This is a genomic window from Treponema sp. OMZ 305 (genome assembly GCF_024181325.1).
Taxonomy (GTDB): Bacteria; Spirochaetota; Spirochaetia; order Treponematales; family Treponemataceae; genus Treponema.
Genome location: NZ_CP051300.1, coordinates 53,149 through 70,087, shown reverse-complemented (window position 1 = coordinate 70,087; position 16,939 = coordinate 53,149). Strand labels below are relative to the sequence as shown.

The 16,939-nt window shown below is 43.1% G+C and carries 15 protein-coding genes and 2 pseudogenes; 13 read left to right on the top strand and 4 right to left on the bottom strand.

Annotated elements, in window-relative coordinates; genetic code table 11:
* The first annotated feature begins 130 nt into the window (after nt 1-130).
* From ABK01_RS00300 to ABK01_RS00285, 4 genes are all read left to right on the top strand, one after another.
* Complete coding sequence (locus ABK01_RS00300) at nt 131-2,332, top strand: hypothetical protein (protein ID WP_253675800.1); 2,202 nt, start codon at nt 131-133, stop codon at nt 2,330-2,332.
* A gap of 222 nt (nt 2,333-2,554) precedes the next feature.
* Nucleotides 2,555-3,151, top strand: coding sequence for a TetR/AcrR family transcriptional regulator (locus ABK01_RS00295; protein WP_212565597.1), 597 nt, complete (start codon nt 2,555-2,557; stop codon nt 3,149-3,151).
* Between the two features lie 82 nt (nt 3,152-3,233).
* On the top strand, nt 3,234-5,729 hold the full coding sequence (locus ABK01_RS00290; protein WP_253675799.1) for a PEP/pyruvate-binding domain-containing protein: 2,496 nt from the start codon (nt 3,234-3,236) through the stop codon (nt 5,727-5,729).
* A gap of 225 nt (nt 5,730-5,954) precedes the next feature.
* Entirely contained in the window at nt 5,955-7,310 is a 1,356-nt protein-coding gene (locus tag ABK01_RS00285; protein ID WP_253675798.1) for an MATE family efflux transporter, read from the top strand.
* Here ABK01_RS00285 and ABK01_RS11750 read toward each other — a convergent pair.
* From ABK01_RS11750 to ABK01_RS00270, 4 genes and pseudogenes are all read right to left on the bottom strand, one after another.
* Nucleotides 7,307-7,504, bottom strand: coding sequence for a PIN domain-containing protein (locus ABK01_RS11750; RefSeq protein WP_212565595.1), 198 nt, complete (start codon nt 7,502-7,504; stop codon nt 7,307-7,309). The two genes, ABK01_RS00285 and ABK01_RS11750, sit on opposite strands and share 4 nt — an antisense overlap.
* Nucleotides 7,488-7,739 carry a hypothetical protein gene (locus ABK01_RS00280; protein ID WP_212565594.1) on the bottom strand — a complete coding sequence of 84 codons (252 nt, stop codon included), beginning with the start codon at nt 7,737-7,739 and terminating at the stop codon, nt 7,488-7,490. Before ABK01_RS00280 ends, ABK01_RS11750 begins: the two co-directional genes overlap by 17 nt.
* A 170-nt stretch (nt 7,740-7,909) precedes the next feature.
* Nucleotides 7,910-8,164: pseudogene (locus tag ABK01_RS00275) on the bottom strand (hypothetical protein); the annotation flags it as partial.
* Between the two features lie 120 nt (nt 8,165-8,284).
* Nucleotides 8,285-8,968, bottom strand: a complete 684-nt coding sequence (locus ABK01_RS00270) for a DNA methyltransferase (RefSeq protein ID WP_256481860.1) — start codon at nt 8,966-8,968, stop codon at nt 8,285-8,287.
* Between the two features lie 264 nt (nt 8,969-9,232).
* Between ABK01_RS00270 and ABK01_RS00265 the strand changes: the two genes are divergently transcribed.
* The 9 genes and pseudogenes from ABK01_RS00265 (at nt 9,233) to ABK01_RS00230 (ending at nt 16,920) form a co-directional block, all read left to right on the top strand.
* A complete protein-coding gene (locus tag ABK01_RS00265; RefSeq protein ID WP_253675796.1) occupies nt 9,233-9,982 on the top strand; it encodes a head GIN domain-containing protein in 750 nt (249 codons plus the stop codon).
* Between the two features lie 48 nt (nt 9,983-10,030).
* Nucleotides 10,031-10,315: pseudogene (locus ABK01_RS11745) on the top strand (nitrous oxide-stimulated promoter family protein); the annotation flags it as partial.
* A gap of 69 nt (nt 10,316-10,384) precedes the next feature.
* Entirely contained in the window at nt 10,385-10,885 is a 501-nt protein-coding gene (locus tag ABK01_RS11740; protein ID WP_371922052.1) for a methyltransferase family protein, read from the top strand.
* Between the two features lie 196 nt (nt 10,886-11,081).
* On the top strand, nt 11,082-13,136 hold the full coding sequence (locus tag ABK01_RS00255) for an ABC transporter ATP-binding protein (RefSeq protein WP_253675794.1): 2,055 nt from the start codon (nt 11,082-11,084) through the stop codon (nt 13,134-13,136).
* A gap of 187 nt (nt 13,137-13,323) precedes the next feature.
* Nucleotides 13,324-13,470 carry a hypothetical protein gene (locus tag ABK01_RS00250; protein ID WP_253675793.1) on the top strand — a complete coding sequence of 49 codons (147 nt, stop codon included), beginning with the start codon at nt 13,324-13,326 and terminating at the stop codon, nt 13,468-13,470.
* Between the two features lie 69 nt (nt 13,471-13,539).
* Nucleotides 13,540-14,151: a class I SAM-dependent methyltransferase gene (locus ABK01_RS00245; protein ID WP_253675792.1), complete on the top strand. Its 612-nt coding sequence runs from the start codon at nt 13,540-13,542 to the stop codon at nt 14,149-14,151.
* 105 nt (nt 14,152-14,256) lie between these two features.
* A complete protein-coding gene (locus tag ABK01_RS00240) occupies nt 14,257-14,451 on the top strand; it encodes a type II toxin-antitoxin system VapB family antitoxin (protein ID WP_044013578.1) in 195 nt (64 codons plus the stop codon).
* A 1-nt stretch (nt 14,452) separates the two neighbouring features.
* Nucleotides 14,453-14,848, top strand: a complete 396-nt coding sequence (locus tag ABK01_RS00235) for a PIN domain-containing protein (RefSeq protein ID WP_253675791.1) — start codon at nt 14,453-14,455, stop codon at nt 14,846-14,848.
* Nucleotides 14,849-15,105: 257 nt separating this feature from the next.
* Nucleotides 15,106-16,920, top strand: coding sequence for an ABC transporter ATP-binding protein (locus tag ABK01_RS00230; RefSeq protein ID WP_253675790.1), 1,815 nt, complete (start codon nt 15,106-15,108; stop codon nt 16,918-16,920).
* Nucleotides 16,921-16,939: the final 19 nt, after the last annotated feature.

Genomic DNA, 16,939 nt, shown 5'->3' with positions numbered 1-16,939 from the left:
TAATTCATAATTTGTGATGGGTAATTACTTATTACAAATTACCAATTACAAATTGATTACGCATTACCAATTAGCCATTGGAATTGTCGCAGGAAGCCGTTGCGGGGCGATGAATACGGAGAGGCTTAATATGAAGAAAAAGTTTTTGATGTGTGTGCTGATTGCAGTTGCGCTACTGGGAACGCTGTTTGCGCAGGAGTCTTTTTTTGACGATGCAGGAGAAATAGCGTCCGACTCTGCGGAAACGAATTTCACTTCGGCAGAAACGGATACAAGCAGCGCAATGAGTTCAGCTTCGATGAGCAAATCGGAAAAAACGCTGGAATGGCACGGCTTCGCTAAACTGGATACACGATTTTGGGTACATCCCGATGTAAAGCGGGCTGATGCAATTCCTGTGTTCGGACTTACGGTGAGTCACAGCAACGCTAAAACGGAGTTGTCCGCCGATTTGCAGTTGAATGTGCGGACGATAAAAGATTATCCGCTTGATATTCTGAATGAATTGACGATGCGTGTCTATTTAGGCGACTGCGTATTGTCTGCAGGAAAACTGAAATTGGTATGGGGCAAGGGCGATATGATTCACGTACTCGATGTGTTTAATGCAAACGACCTTACCGACTTTACCATTCCAGCCTATATAGACCGCAGAATAGGCGAACCGATGGTACACTTTGCCTATAATGCGCCGATCCCGCTGCGGCTTGAACTTGCATGGGCTCCGTCAATGACGCCCGACCGTATCGCGTTGAATGGTCCGTGGGTTCCTACACAGATTATGACGGTGCAAGCAAAGGCAAAAACACTCGCAGAATCCTATATTGAAAAATTTTCTCAAGCAGCCTTACTGCCGAATATTACCGTACCGTCTGCCGATAAACTGTATGCTTCTTTATATGATCCGATTGAACGTACCGCTAAAGCGTTATATGAGAGTATTGACCCTTCGGCTTTTCCTTCCGAAATTCCTCTTAGCGCATTACTGAAAGATGCCGATTTTAAACAGTTTACTCAAACAGTGCAATCCGCCATCGGGAAGGACGCACAACTCATCGCCGAACTGCAGCAAGGGATTGGCACAAATAAAAAAGCGATAAAAGACCTCCTTATAAAAAAACGGGATGATGCAAAAGCTGCATGGGAGAATATCCCTGGTGGTATCTTCAACGCAGTCGATAAGCGTGTCGCAGCAGAAAAATACAAGACGTTAAAAGAATTGGTAGAAAGCATCGATGCCTACGAAAATAGTCCCGTATACAATGCCTTGCTCGAAACGGTTGAGAAGGTCGCACGGCTGCCCGATAACGGTGAGGTCGTTAAATTGTTGAAAGATCCCGCAAGTCTATTAAGCAGTGTTATTGTGAAGCTGCCTGATGAGGCAAAGAGGCAGATTATCGAATTGATTAAAAAAGCTGCACCGCCTGAAAAGATTGCAGAGATCATCGCTCGCAACGCGGCGGATGCCCTTGCCGGTTTCCTTAAAACAGAGAGTGACCTTATCACAAAAGAAATAACGAAAACCGTTGCTGCCTATAAACAGCAGGTAATCACGGCTGCGCATTTTGCCGTCAATAATGTGCCGCTCAATCCGCTTACCAAATTGGGGGTAGCTGCCTTTTTACCCGATATACATAACATCAAATACGGACAGTACGGCATACGGCTTTCCGGTTCGGCAGGGCCGGTGGATATGGCGGGGCAGTATTATTTCGGTCACTATAAGACACCGTCATTTGACGTAGAAGCCATGGTTGCCAATGCGCTTGCAGGTAAAAGCCTCGCCGATTGCGTGCACTATGATCCGGTACATATCTTCGGCATCGATATTGGTGCAGCTATTGCAATGTTTAATTTAAAATCGGAATTAGCCTATTACATGACAGGTGACTTTAAAGGTACCGATCCCGCAGTACATAACAATAGTATTCAGTGGGTGATAGGATTTGACGTTGATATTCCTTTAAATAATATCAATATTAATATCCAAAACCTCGGCGCATGGACACTCGGCTTCAAACAGGTAAAAGAAAATAACGGAAACGGGAAATTCGATATGGATTGGGATACATCAGAAAAAGCTACCAACAATAAATTGATTGTCAACATTTCCGATTCTTGGTTGCATGAAAACCTTACCGATTCCATAACCTGTATCTGGGGCATAGAACATAACGATTTTGTCATAATGCCTAAGCTGCGTTACCGTATTAAAGACGAATTATATGTAGAAGGTACCGGCGCCTATATCTATGCTGCAAACAAAAAGAGCGAGTTTTCAAATTGGAAAAACAACCATTTTATCCAAGCAAGTCTTGAATACCGGTTCTAAAAAGATGCTCATTGTAAAGAGAGTATTTTCTCCTCTTGATAGATGTGTTCAAGTGTATACATAGCGCGATTGTTTTCTATTGAATCAAAGGCATACAACGTTTGCTGTTGAACAGAGACTATGAATAAACCGTATAATATTCATTGACATAAAGCTTTCAATTTGCTATATTAGCAATGAATATTATGCAATATATTCACACATATATAAAAAGGGATTAGTATGCCGAAAGCATTTACCGAAGAGGAAAGAATAAAAATAAAAGAAGCGCTTATGGAAACCGCGCTCGATTTATTTCACGATAAAGGAACAAAATCCTTGAGCATAGCGGAATTGACCAAACGGGTCGGTATTGCACAGGGGAGTTTTTATAATTTTTGGAAGGATAAAGATGCTCTGATTATAGAACTCATTGTGTACCGCTCAAATCAAAAACTACGCAATATTGAAAAAAAGTTTTCAACTTCACTTGCCGACCCGGCGGCATTTCTTACGGATATGATATACAAATCTTCGATTGATCTTATGATAAAAATTCAAAGCCAACCTATTTATCAGGATGCGTTTAAGCTCTTTGAAGCAAAAGGGCAAAATGAGGCACATAAAATTGAAATTCTGTATCAAGATTTTTTAGCAAAGCTAATATGGTATTGGGAACAGCACAGTGCAATTACGTGGGTAGATCAAAAAGGGTTGATGAGCGCATTTATCGGGAGTGCGGTTTTGTGTTCTCAGTGTTATCAATTTGATGAAGCGTATTTTAATGATGTGCTGCGAACATATATTGCCGGAGTTGTGCACAAATATATAGAAGTATGAATGTAAGCGTTTAAAAGAAAAAGGCATACAGAGAAACCGCACTGAAAATACTGTAAGCGTTTTTCCTTAAAGGAGTTGAATAATGCGGATAGCTGATTTTACACAGATACATAAAGATGATGTATTCATTGCAGGCGGTAAGGGAGCCAACCTTGGTGAGATGACTGCTGCAGGAATACCGGTTCCTAAGGGATTTGTGATTACCGCAGATGCGTATCGGGAATTTCTTAAAGAAAATAACATAGATGAAATTATCTTGCGTGTTCTTACAGAGGCGCAAACGGATGAACAAGCATTGTTATCCGCAGTCGGTACATTTCGGAAGAAAATCATAATAGGACATTTCCCCGCTCAATTGGAAACGGAGATACGGAATAAATATGCGGAACTCGGAGAAGCTGCGAGAGTTGCAGTACGCTCATCGGCAACAGCGGAAGATTTACCCGATGCAAGTTTTGCAGGTCAGCAGGAAACGTATTTAAATGTGCAAGGGATAGAAGATGTCCTGCTTCAAATACGCCATTGTTATGCTTCACTATGGGGAGAGAGAGCGGTACGCTATCGATTTAACCAAGGATATAATCAAAGCGGTGTTGCGATTGCCGTTGTCATTCAAGAAATGGTAGAAAGCGAGAAAGCGGGCGTTCTGTTTACCGTCAATCCGGTAACACAAAACAAAGATGAAATACAGATCAATGCAAGTTACGGATTGGGGGAAAGTGTGGTAAGCGGCCGTGTAACGGCAGATAGCTATATTGTAAATAAATCAGGCGATGTGCTAGAAGTAACTATCGGAAGTAAAGAAACGCAAATTGTTTATGCAGATAAAAACACAAAAGAAGAATCGGTAAGCGAGGAAAAAAGAACAGCGCGGGCATTGAATGATACTGAGATTGCAGCTCTATTGAGCGCTGCACTAAAAATAGAAAAACACTACGGTATGCCGATGGATATTGAATGGGCAATACAAAAGAACGAAATATATATTTTGCAAGCACGCGCAATAACAACCTTAAAAAACAATGATGATGAAAAGCTAGTTCAGGAATATCTCAAAGGTAGTAAATTAACACGAATGATGAAACAAAATATGGCTTTTCAGTTTGAAAAAATGCCGTTTGCATACCGTGCACTGGACTTTGATTATATGCTAGCAATTAACAACCAAAAAGCACGGATATTCGCAGAAGGCGGTATTGTTTTTAATTCAAACCCTGTAATTGATGACGATGGTATTCAGACGCTTCCGGAAAACAAAAAAGGGTTTACGCTGCGTATTTTTCATATTTTTAAAATTATTCGGATGCTTAAAAATTTTGACTATTGTGTAGAAGTATGTAAAAATTTTATGACTCAATATGAACAAGAAATAGCGCATATTAAAACCTTAGATTTTGAAAATATGAGTTTAGCCGAATGTACTGCATTTATGGAACGAAGTTATGTGCTGACAGAAAAACTTGCATACGATAGATTTAAGTATGCATTATTCCCGTCTTTTTTAATGAGCAAAAAATTCACCAAAATAATACAACGTGTAGATACGAATTATTCCGCCTTTGATTTTTATTGGGAACTCAATAATAAAACAGCGGTCGTTACCAATGCTGTTTCTCGCATAGCGGATACGATACGGAAAAACACAGCCCTAACGGAAGCCATACTATCAGGCGAAAGATTCAACACACTGTGTGCCGATTTTCCTGCATTTAAGCAGCTTGCGGATGATTTTATTAAAGAGAATGGTTTTAAGTCTGACTACAACTGCTATTGCATCGAAGCAAAAACATTTATCGAGGATCCCTATAGGCTTGTCAATATTATACGCCCGTTATTAAACACCGCTGATACATCCGATCAGCATTCTCATGATAACAAGAATTATACGGATTTAATACAGCAATTAAAGCGTATTTATGGAAACAAATATCCGCGTATAGAAAAAGACATACAGCGCTTCCGGTATTTTCATGTTGTTCGAGAAGAATCGCAGTATCTCTGGGAAACACTCTTTTATTATGTCAGACAGTGTGTAAAGCGGATAAATATTCTGCTCTTAAACAGCGGAGATTATAAAAACGGAATTGCAAATCTTTTTCATCGTGAATTACTGGAAGTGTTGAAAGCCGGATATATCAGTGATGTTTATAAAGAAAAGATCGCAAGACGGAATGAAAAATTTCCGCTTGCGGGAAAAGTTTGGGAAGCTTCAAAATTACTGGTGTTTGATTCAAAAGGGGATGTGCTGAAAGGGGTGAGCGGAAGCCCGGGAACTGCTGTAGGAACGGTGCGCATTATTCGCACGCCTAAAGAATTTTATAAGATGCAAAAAGGAGATGTGCTGGTGTGTCATCTCACCGATCCTGAATGGACACCGCTTTTTAAACTTGCAAGCGCTGTCGTTGCAGATACCGGCTCTGCACTCAGCCATGCAGCGATTGTTGCACGGGAATTTAATATACCGGCAGTATTGGGTGTCGGTTTCGCCACCGCCAAATTCAAGGACGGCGACCTCATCACCGTTAACGGAAACAAGGGTGAAGTACGGAGCTGTGCAGACGCATCAGGTGCTTTTTAGCTATGCCGCAGAATACGTGAGTCCGTTCAACCGGAGTTTCGCCGCTTTGCGGCTCAAATGGTTGCTCTGCCTCACGTATTCTGCGTTACTTGATCCACACTTCCTGATGCATCTGCACTGAGTTTGAAAAAATGGTGGGAAATTTTATTTAAAATTTTCCACTAAAGGAAAGCAACCGTTCAAAAGATTTCCGATACGGTTGCCTTACATTACGGAGTTGCTGGGATGGATTTAAAAGAACAAAGGCGATTGAATATTTTAACAAAACCGATTTTTCCGTTGCTCATTAAAACGGCAATTCCGACTATAATCGGTATGCTGATCAGTGTTATATACAATTTAACCGATACCTTTTTTGTCGGACAATTACACAATAGATCGATGATTGCGGCAATCGGTGTGGTGTTCAGTTTTGTCAGTGTTATTCAAGCAATCGGGTTTTGGTACGGTTACGGCAGCGGTAATGCAATGTCAAAGAATATCGGAGAGCACGATTATGCGGAAGCGGAAATCATTTCTTCGATAGGTATTGTCATTGCAATCGTAACCGGCATCATGATCGCAATCGCAGCATATATTTTTGTTGTACCGCTTGCAACACTGATCGGCGGCAACGCATCGCAGGACGTACTCACCTTTACCGTGCAGTATTTAAAGATCATTATCATTAGTATTCCGTTCAGCTTATATGCAATAACCGTGTATAATCAGCTGCGCTTATGCGGAAATGTACGCGATGGAATGATCGGATTATTGTCCGGAATGCTGAGCAATATGGTACTGGATCCGTTATTGATGTTTCCGCTTAATATGGGATTTATCGGCGCCGGATATGCAACACTGATCGGTCAGATTATCGGGTGTATTGTATTGACCGCACTTGCACAAAGCCGCGGAAATATTCCTGTCAGTATAAAAACAGCGCACTATAGCAAAGCACGTATGTATCATATTCTTGCGGGAGGACTGCCTAATTTTTCACGACAGGCAATTACCGGTGCTGCATTGGTGCTGCTCAATGTTACGGCGGCGAAGTACGGCGAAAGTATGATCGCTGCTTTAACAATAAGTTCAAAAATTGTTGCAGTGGCTTTTATGATTATGATCGGTTGGGGACAAGGCTTTCAGCCTATTTGCGCGATGAATTACGGTGCTCAACAATATGATCGGGTAAAAAGAGCCTTTATTACGACTGTTACCGTGGGAACAATTTTTTTAACAGTCGCTTCAATAATCCTATTCATCTTCGCCGAACAATGTATTCATCTTATGTCCAATGATGATGAAGTTGTGTCTACCGGAATTACGATACTCAGGATGCAATGCTTTTCGCTTCCGTTGCTCGGCGCTTTTGCCGTCAGTAGTATGTTCATGCAGAATATCGGCAATTATTTTTCAGCGCTCCTCATATCAATTTCACGGCAGGGTTTCTTTTATGTACCACTCCTATATCTTCTGCCTGCCGTATACGGCAAAACCGGCATCTACCTGCTGCAACCGGTTTCCGATTTTTTATCCTTCCTATTTGCCGTTGCAGTCGTGTATAGGTGGTATAAAAAAATGCGGACGATTTGGAATTAAAAAAGCTCGTATATATTCTCTGTCGGAATATATTTTTTTAAGATATAAAATAGCGTTGAAATAGTATGAACTGCTGCAACTCCCGTTATTTCTTCATTTTTACACTTTTTAACAATACACTGTGCATTATTAAAAAACTGAGGACGTTTTGCTAAAAAATCAACTAAGATATTTGTGTCAAGTAATACTGTCATATTTCTTAACCGTTTCTTCTACAATAGCGTGTTTATAATCAATATCTGGTGGGATACAACCTACATACTGTACTAGAGTTTCATACGCTTTATTTTTTTCTCGCTGCGTTATATTTCCACGAGTTTTTTTACTCAGCGTTTTATTTTTTAGAAATAAATATTCAATATAATGTTGCACTTCCTGCTGTAATTCGGTAGAAAGTAAATTATATTGATGTAACATTATCTCATTCATACACACCTCTCTTGCAATCTTTTTTCGGTAAGTGGAAGAAGTTTTTTAACTTCATCAAGTGTCAAGGTTTTCGTATTACCTCTTGTCTTTATTGTCCGATGCGAGAACTCGTTGACCTATTTGAAACCGAAAGTTTCAGAATAGGTCTGTTATTATAGAAAAAATGCATCTTACAATGCTTCTATTTCTGCTTGAGATAGTCCGGTTATCTCAGTAATTAGAGACACCTCAAAGTTTTTTAACTTCATAAACCTTGCCGTTTCCTTTTTTCCGTCTAAAAAACCTTGTTGTAGCCCCTCACGTCTTCCTTGCTGTATACCAAGCATGAGGCTTTCTCTCCGCTGTACGGCAATATCAGTATCATAATCGTATTCTGCTATGAGCATATTAATAACCTCCCTCGATTTCCTTTGTAAGTACTCTTTTGCTTTTTCATCGGTACTAAAAAGATCGACGAATACAGAGTCTTTATAGTTGCGATTATCTGGTCCGGACTTAATCATAGCGTTAGTATATCACATTTTGCCGTTTATTCGAATTGCCTGTCACTCATCATCTTCTTCATATACGGGAGGATGAACAATGTTGAGGCTGTAGCCGGTTTTGCCGAATTCGCATTTTTTAAGCAGCATTTGGGGGATTTTTTTGACGGTGATATTGGGACATGTTTTCGCTGCTGCGGAATCAAATGAGGTACAGGCGATGGTAAGATATTCTCCCTCCTGCATGATGTTTTGGATGAATTGCAGGTAAGCAGCGCTTACATAGCGGGTTGTAACGAATAAAAAGGACTTTTCGCTTGAAACGGACTGCTTCCAAAAAAGGTCGGCATCGGGCTTGTAGATAAAGCCTTCGTGCAGGGCAGCGGCGGCGCTGAGCATATCGGGGCTGTATGCTTCGTTGATGACCGACTGTCCAAAAGAGTCGAGGTTGATAAGGGTTGGCTCTAATGTGTAGAAGATGTAACCCCTGCCGCCCTGCCGGTTGACGGCTTTTGAAATACCGCCTTGGTCTTCACCCGAAATAACCTTATCAAGCCTGACCTTACAATGGGTGTAGGCGTGCTCTCCCATTTCGATGCCGATCCACCGTCGCCTCATTTTGTGTGCAACGGCAGCGGTTGTCCCCGAACCGAGGAAGGAGTCAAGCACGAGGTCATTGGGATTACTCGCAAGGGTAATGATGCGCTTCATCAGCCGTTTAGGTTTGGGGGGGGGGCAAACACGGATTCCGAATTAAATACCTTTACTTCTTTGCGTGCATCCTAATTGTGGCCGACTTCAGTATATTTCCAAAGCGTCGTTGCAGTGATACCTTGCTTTTTGCAGCATGAGGAAGAGTATAGCACAAAATTGCAGCTACTTGTATACCACTGCAATATTAAAAAGAACCTATTAACGGGTTTGTCGATATAGGTTTGTCTGTCAACGTTGACATAGCGCCCGCCTTAAAGTATTCTATGTTAAGATATTTACCATTTAGTAGGATTTTTTATGAATAAAACAAAGAGCAAAATTATCAGTATAATATGTACCGCCATTACCGCACTGCTTTTGTTTGCCACCGGCGGCTGCCCGGGATCGCTCACCTCTATTCGCGGGAACGGGAACGTAAAACAACAGAACTTTTCACTGAATAGTTTTAAGACCGTTTCCATCAGCGGCGACTGGACTGTCGAGATAACACGGAACGGAACATTTTCCGTTACCGTAGATGCCGATGAAAATCTTTTTGACTATTTAGATATACAAGTCAACGATAGTGGTAATAACCTCCATATCGGCTTCAAAAAAGGGTACGCTATAAGCAACGCCCACTGCAAAGCTTCTATTACGATGCCGGTTTTAACACAATTAACAGCCTCCGGTTCGATTGCCGGGGAAATTCAGTCATTTAATAATATGTCAGGAGAAGCAATGTCAATTGCTATTTCAGGATCCGGCGATATTACCGCAAACGACATTAATGTAAAAAACTTAGCCTTGGAAATATCCGGTTCGGGTTCTTTTGAAGCGACAGGGGAAGCTCAAACGTTTAAGGTAGACATTTCCGGTTCCGGCGAGATTAGAACTACCGGCTTGAAAACCAAGAAGGCGGATATTTCCATTTCCGGCTCAGGCTCTGCCGAAATATGGGTTACAAACTTTTTAAAAGCCCGTATCAGCGGGAGCGGAAAAGTCCGTTATAAAAACCTCACCCCCCCTCCGCATATTGACGGTTCGGGCGACATAGCTTCTCTGTAAGAAGAAGCGCCGCGTCCGTTATTCTGAAGCATTGCTGGTATACATACCATGACCGTAGAAGATGAAGTACGTTTAGTTGATTCGATGATCGATCTCTATGCCGCGGCACATCGGCATAATCCTTCAAAGTCTAATAGGGAAGTCATTGATGCAGCGGTGCCGGACGTGGAGGCGTTAAAAGCATATACACACAAACGGATTGAACAATGCCGGTATCGCGGTAAGCAGGAAAAGCCGTTTTGTAATGTTTGTCCCGTGCATTGCTACAAGCCGGAGATGCGCCGACAAATCCGTGCGGTTATGCGCTACAGCGGTCCGCGTATGTTATTCCGCCATCCAGTTTTGAGCTTACAACATCTTATCGGCACCATTCGTAGCAAAAAGAAGGCAAAGGATACTGAAATGAAAACAACTGAACAAGAGCATCTTCCAATACTCGGTATCGGTCCGATTTGTATTGCAATTATGATTGCGTTCACTGCCGCAGGTATTGCAGCGGTAACATTCGGTATGCTGACAAGCGGAAACATTCGCAGTGCAATCATTGCAAGTGTGTTTGTCATTGCCGGGGTTTTGTGTATTGCAGGCGGTATTGCATTGTGGTGCACTGCAGTATTCGGTGTCCGCATCGACACCAAAATAAAAGCAAATCAACTTGCAACGGATGGTGTTTACGGCCTTGTGCGTAACCCGATCTATTCCGCCTTTTTATTTATCTGTACCGGAGCGCTGCTATTTTGCCGGAACTGGTATGTATTGATATTGTCTCCGCTCTTTTGGCTATACCTCACCATATTTATGAAATTGACGGAAGAGCAATGGCTTACCGAACGTTTCGGTGATGAATACGCTGCGTATTGCAAACGGGTCAACCGCTTTATTCCGTGGAAAAGACGAAAATAATGTTTAATTGATAATGTGTAATTGGTAATCGGTACTGCATAATTAAAACGGCTTATATGAAGCACTTAAAGAAGCGGTTGTTGTCTACAAGTATCTTTGTTAGATGTTGTTGACAATCTGTTTCTGTTTGGATATATTTTTTCATATTAAACAACTGACGATGCCGTCGATTATTTGATATGGAGGACTATTCTCTATGAATGATACAAAAAAGAATGATATAAAAAAACCGCAGGAGAAAAGCGCTGCAAAGGAGCGGCAATCCCCGGCAAATACTACAGAGGAAAATCCGGCACGGGGAGAAAAGACACCGCAGCAGCAGGAACGAAATCCGGCAAAACAGCAAGCCATTAAGCGGCTGTTAAGCTATGCGGGAAGCAGCAAGAAATTTTTATCGCTGTCGCTGGTGCTTTCCGCTTTAAGCGCACTCGTCAGTTTTGTGCCGTATATTATGGTGTTCTTTGTGATGCGCGATGTTATTTCCGCAGTTGCGGCAAAAGAAGCGGTGAACGCAGCAGCTCTTGCATGCTACGGGCTGTGGGCGGTCGGTGCTGCGGCGGCGGGCTTTGTGCTGTATTATGCGTCGCTGATGCTTTCGCACGCGACGGCATTTACTATCCAGCAAAATCTTTCGATTTTGTTGACGGAAGCGTTGGCAGAGCTGCCCATCGGGTGGCATATTACGCATGTCAGCGGCAAGGTGCGCAAGGTGTTTGAAAAAAATGTTAATCAGCTTGAAACGCTCATTGCTCATAATATGCCTGACATTGCGCAAAACATGGTTTCTCCCTTTGCGATACTCGCGCTTATGCTGGTCTTTGATTGGCGGCTCGGGCTTATTTCCCTTTTGCCGCTCGTGCTTGCGTTTGTTTTACAAGCTGCTTTAATGCGGATCAGTACGAACTCAGGCTTTATGCAAAAGTACGAAGATGCACTTGAACAAATGAACAATGCCGGTACCGAATACGTGCGCGGCATTTCGGTTATCAAAACCTTTAACCAATCGGTGTATTATTTCAAAAACTTTTATACTTCTATTATGAACTATAAAGAATTTGTATATAAATATTCGAAGTCGTGGGAAAACGGTTACGCCATTTTCTTATCGCTCATTAAATTAGGTTTTTTATTTTTGCTGCCTGCCGCACTGTTAATAGCAGGCGCTACAACGCTCGATCCTCACTTTTTTTACAGCTTTGTGTTTTATCTTGCCTTTGCGCCGGTTACCTATACCATGCTGATGAAAATTATGTACGCAAATTCATTTCATCAGCAGTCGAATGACGCGCTCAACCGTATTGAAGATATTTTACAAGCTCAGCTGACCAAAGAACCGGAAACATCCATACTGCCCGAAAAGTACGATATTGCATTTAAGAACGTGGTGTTTTCGTATAAGACGGAGACAGCACCGGAAGCGGCGAAAACGATAAAGACCGCCGCAGCGCAAAATAACAGCGAGGGAGGAGCTGCGGCATCCGAAGCAGCAGAAAAAGACTGTACCACGGCTACAGGAACAGGAACTACTGACAGCACCAGCCTGCAAACCCAGAGTCGCACTGCGGTAAACGGCATCACACTCAGCATCCCCGAACATTCGCTCACCGCACTGGTCGGTCCTTCAGGCGGTGGTAAAACCACTCTGGTCAATTTACTCGGCCGCTTTTGGGAAGTTGATGCAGGAAGTATCAGCATCGGCGGCGTTGACATCCGCGATATAAAAACAAGCGACCTCTTGCACACCGTCGGTTTTGTGTTCCAAGAAAACAAGCTCTTTAAGGAAAGCATTTTAGAAAATATCCGCTACGGTAAAAAAGACGCAAGCTGCGAAGAAGTGGTGGAAGCCTTGCGCAAAGCCGAGTGTATGGACATTATCGAAAAACTCCCCGCCGGTATCGACACGGTGTACGGCACCAAGGGCACATACGTCTCAGGAGGAGAAGCCCAGCGGCTTGCCATCGCCCGTGCCTTATTGCAAGACGCACCTATCATCGTGCTGGATGAAGCAACCGCCTTTGCCGATGCCGAAAACGAATACAAAATCAAAAAGACCTTCGACGTACTGCTCAAAGACAAAACCGTCATCATGATTGCGCACCGCCTGTCCTCAGTCGTAAACGCAGATAAAATCTGTGTTATAGACGAAGGCAAAATCGCAGAAGAAGGCACACATAAGGAACTGCTTGCGCGGAAGGGTTTGTACGCAAGTATGTGGGACAATTTCCAAAAAGGCATCGAGTGGAAAGTGTGAAATAATTGATAATTGATAATGGGTAAAGCGGCACGGATGCCGCAGGTATTAAGCAGAATCGAGTTTTGAGCAATGCTCAAAACTCGCAGTCAAAAATGTACAAGGATGTACATTTTCAGAACGGACATGGATGTCCGTAGTTCCACTCAGTAGCAAGTTTTTCGTTAGAAAAACTTGTCGTTGAGCAATGTACAAGGATGTACATTGCTCAACAGCGTTAGGGATTGGAGGGGCGGCGAAGCCGTTCCTGACCGAGCGGGACGCGAGAGAAGGAATGGAGCGTGAGCGGAACCCCGCAAAGCCCGACGGTTCATTTTTGCTTGAGCGAAAATGAACCGGAACGCCCAAAACATAATTATCAATTACGCATTACAAATTACCAATTAAATGAAGGGAGGAGAAAATGAGTTTAGGAGATAATTTTAGAAAACCTGCAGGGTTTATCGGTAAGCTGATTGTTGCGGGAATGAATTCAGGACATACACGTATGGCTGAGTGGGGCTTTTCGCATTTGGATGGAAAAATTTTAGGTAGCGGTCTTGATATCGGATGCGGCGGAGGCGCAAATGTCAAACGATTACTTGAGCGCGGCTGCGAAAAGGTAACCGGTATTGATTATTCCGATGTCTGTGTTGCGCAATCGACGAAATGCAATAAGGCGTATATCGAACGGGGAACCTGCCGTATACTGCAAGCAAGCGTTTCTTCCATGCCCTTTGAAAACGATTCATTCGATATTGCGACGGCATTCGAAACGGTTTATTTTTGGCCGGAAATAGAAACAGCGTTTAAAGAAGTGTTCCGCGTGCTCAAAAAAGGAGCACACTTTTTTATCTGCAACGAAGTAGACGGGCTTCATAAAGGCGATGAAAAATGGCCGAAAAGAATCAGCGGTATGAAAATCTATACCGGTGAACAGTTAAGTGCACTGCTGACTTCGGCAGGTTTTACCGGTATACAAACCGACTCGCTTTTTGCAAAAAGGTATCTGTGTGTAACGGCGCGGAAAGGGTAAATAATTGATAATGGATAATTTTTGAAAAGGCTCCGGAAGTGCATATATAAATTATTGATTATGCATATAATTCAATGCTATAATATGCCTGTATGGAGGATGTTTATGAGAACGACGCTTGATCTGTCCGCTCCTTTGCTCGAAGAGGCAATGGCGTTGACAAAAATTCGGACAAAAACAGAGGTTATCACACGTGCGCTTGAAAATTTGATCCAAAAAGAGAAAGTGCAGCAGCTGAAAAACTATTACGGAAAAATTGATTTGGATATCGATTTAGATGCACTGAGAAAAAGGACATAAGATGGTACTGGTGGATACCTCCGTTTGGGTAGAATATTTTAAGGGAACCGGACGTGCAGCTGAGCTTAATGAGCTCATCAATAACAACGCGCTTTGTATCAATAACCTTGTGCTGGCAGAGCTGATCCCTTCAATTAATCTGAAAAAAGAATCTAAATTGAAGCGGCTCCTGCTTACGGTTAATCAAATAGATATCGAAATAGACTGGGACGAGATTATCGATATGCAAACTAAAAACCTATTAAACGGTATAAATAAAGTCGGTATTCCCGATCTCATAATTGCCCAAAATGCGATTAATAATAATCTTTTTTTGTTTTCATTTGATAAACATTTCAGACTGATGCAGGATTTGTTTGGACTTAAAATGTTTACGGACGGGAAGTGCTCAGAATAATTAGCAGTTCAACGAGTTTTTGTGTAAGCAAAAACTCGAAGCTCAAGAATGTAGACGGACATACATTTTTAATTCCGGATGTCTTATGGATTGAGACAAGTCAATCCAAAAAACAGAATACTCAAAGCTATGGTTTGGGGTTTCCAAAGGGCACTCCCTTTGGTCGTCATTTTTCTTTAGAAGGGGTCGTAGGGGAAGACCTCTCTTTTTATCGAAAAAAAAGAAAGGTCTTCCCCTACAAGAAGTTTGGGGGAATTATGTTACAAAGATTTTTTGCATTATCCGATGCGGGAACGCACAATTTGCGTTCGTCGATTACGCTCGGCGTTATTATCAATTTGTTTGTGATGGTGCCGCTGGCTCTTTCGCTGTATGTGCTGCAATATTTTTTGGCGCGCATTATGCAGGAAGGCTTTAGCGCTCCGAATGTGTGGGCGATAGCGGCAGCCGGCCTTGCGATGATTGCGGTACTGTTTATCCTTGAAAAACTAAAATACGGCAAAACGTATAACGGCGCGTATGAAGAAGCGGCGAATGTGCGTATTTCGCTTGCCGAATCGCTGCGGAAGCTGCCGCTGTCGTATTTCGGCAGGCAGGATTTATCGTATTTGACTTCAACGCTTTTGAATGATGTTACGACGATAGAGCAGGCACTTTCAAATGTGGTGCCGGAAATGTTCGCCGGTATTATTTCGATTGTGATTGCAGCCGCGCTGTTGGCATTTTTGGATTGGCGGATGACCATAGCGTTGTTCATTTGTGCCTTTGCAGGATTTTTTATTATCATTGCCTGCCGACGGTTTTCGGAAAAAAAGATGAAAAGCGTTATTGTGCGCAAAGATGCGATATACGATTCTTTACAGCAGATGATCGATAATGTAAAAGTGCTCAAGTCTTCCGATAAAAAAGCTGCGTATGTGCAAAAGCTCAAAGACGATATTACCGAAACAACGCACGCTGCGCTCAAATCGGAAGCTGCAATCGGCGCGCTTATGTTCGGTGTGGCCGCGTTGATCCGGTTCGGCTTTCCGCTCGTCATTTCGTATGGAGCGTACTTGCTGTCGCAGGGGCAAATCGAACTGTTGACCTATATCGTTTTTTTGTTGGTCTCATGCCGTATCTTCGATCCGTTGACGACGGTGTTTATGCTGCTCGCCGAATTCTTTTATACACTGATTGCTGTTGAGCGGAAGCAGGCGATTGTCAATTATCCCAAGCAAACGGGAAGCGAAACTTTTAAGCCGAATGGGTATGATATTTGTTACGATAATATGTCGTTTTCGTATAATGAACCGAGCACTAAAAGTATGAGTGACATCGGTGGAAGCGCTGCCGATAATTCACATAATGCAGGAGGCGCCGCAAACGATGCCGGAGAAAACACGGTAAGCGGAATCAGCTTTACTGCAAAGCAGGGCGAAATTACGGCTCTCGTGGGACACTCCGGTTGCGGGAAATCCACCATTGCGCGATTGGCTGCGCGTTTTTGGGATGCGTCATCGGGAACGGTCAGCATCGGCGGCGTCGATGTTTCTACGGTAGACCCGGAAACCCTGCTGGGCGCATTTTCGATTGTATTCCAAGACGTGGTGCTCTTTAACGACACGGTGTACAATAATATTTTAATCGGCAACCGAAATGCGACAAAAGAGCAGGTACTCGCCGCCGCAAAAGCCGCGCAGTGCGAATCGTTTATCGAAAAACTGCCGCAGGGCTACGACACGGAAATCGGCGAAAACGGCTATACCCTCTCCGGCGGAGAACGCCAGCGGCTTTCCATCGCCCGCGCGCTCCTCAAAGATGCACCGATCATCCTTTTGGACGAAGCAACCGCCGCCCTCGACCCTGAAAACGAAACGCTTATCCAGCATGCCATCGGTACACTCATAAAAGGTAAAACCGTTATCGTCATCGCTCACCGCCTCCGTACCGTAGAAAACGCCGATAAGATTATCGTGCTCAACAAAGGCATCATTGCCGAAACCGGCACCCACACAGAGCTGATGGAAAAAGACGGTATTTACCGAGAGATGTATCGATTGCAAAGGGAAAGCGACCAGTGGTCGGCGTAAACTTGCAGATATGCGGGCA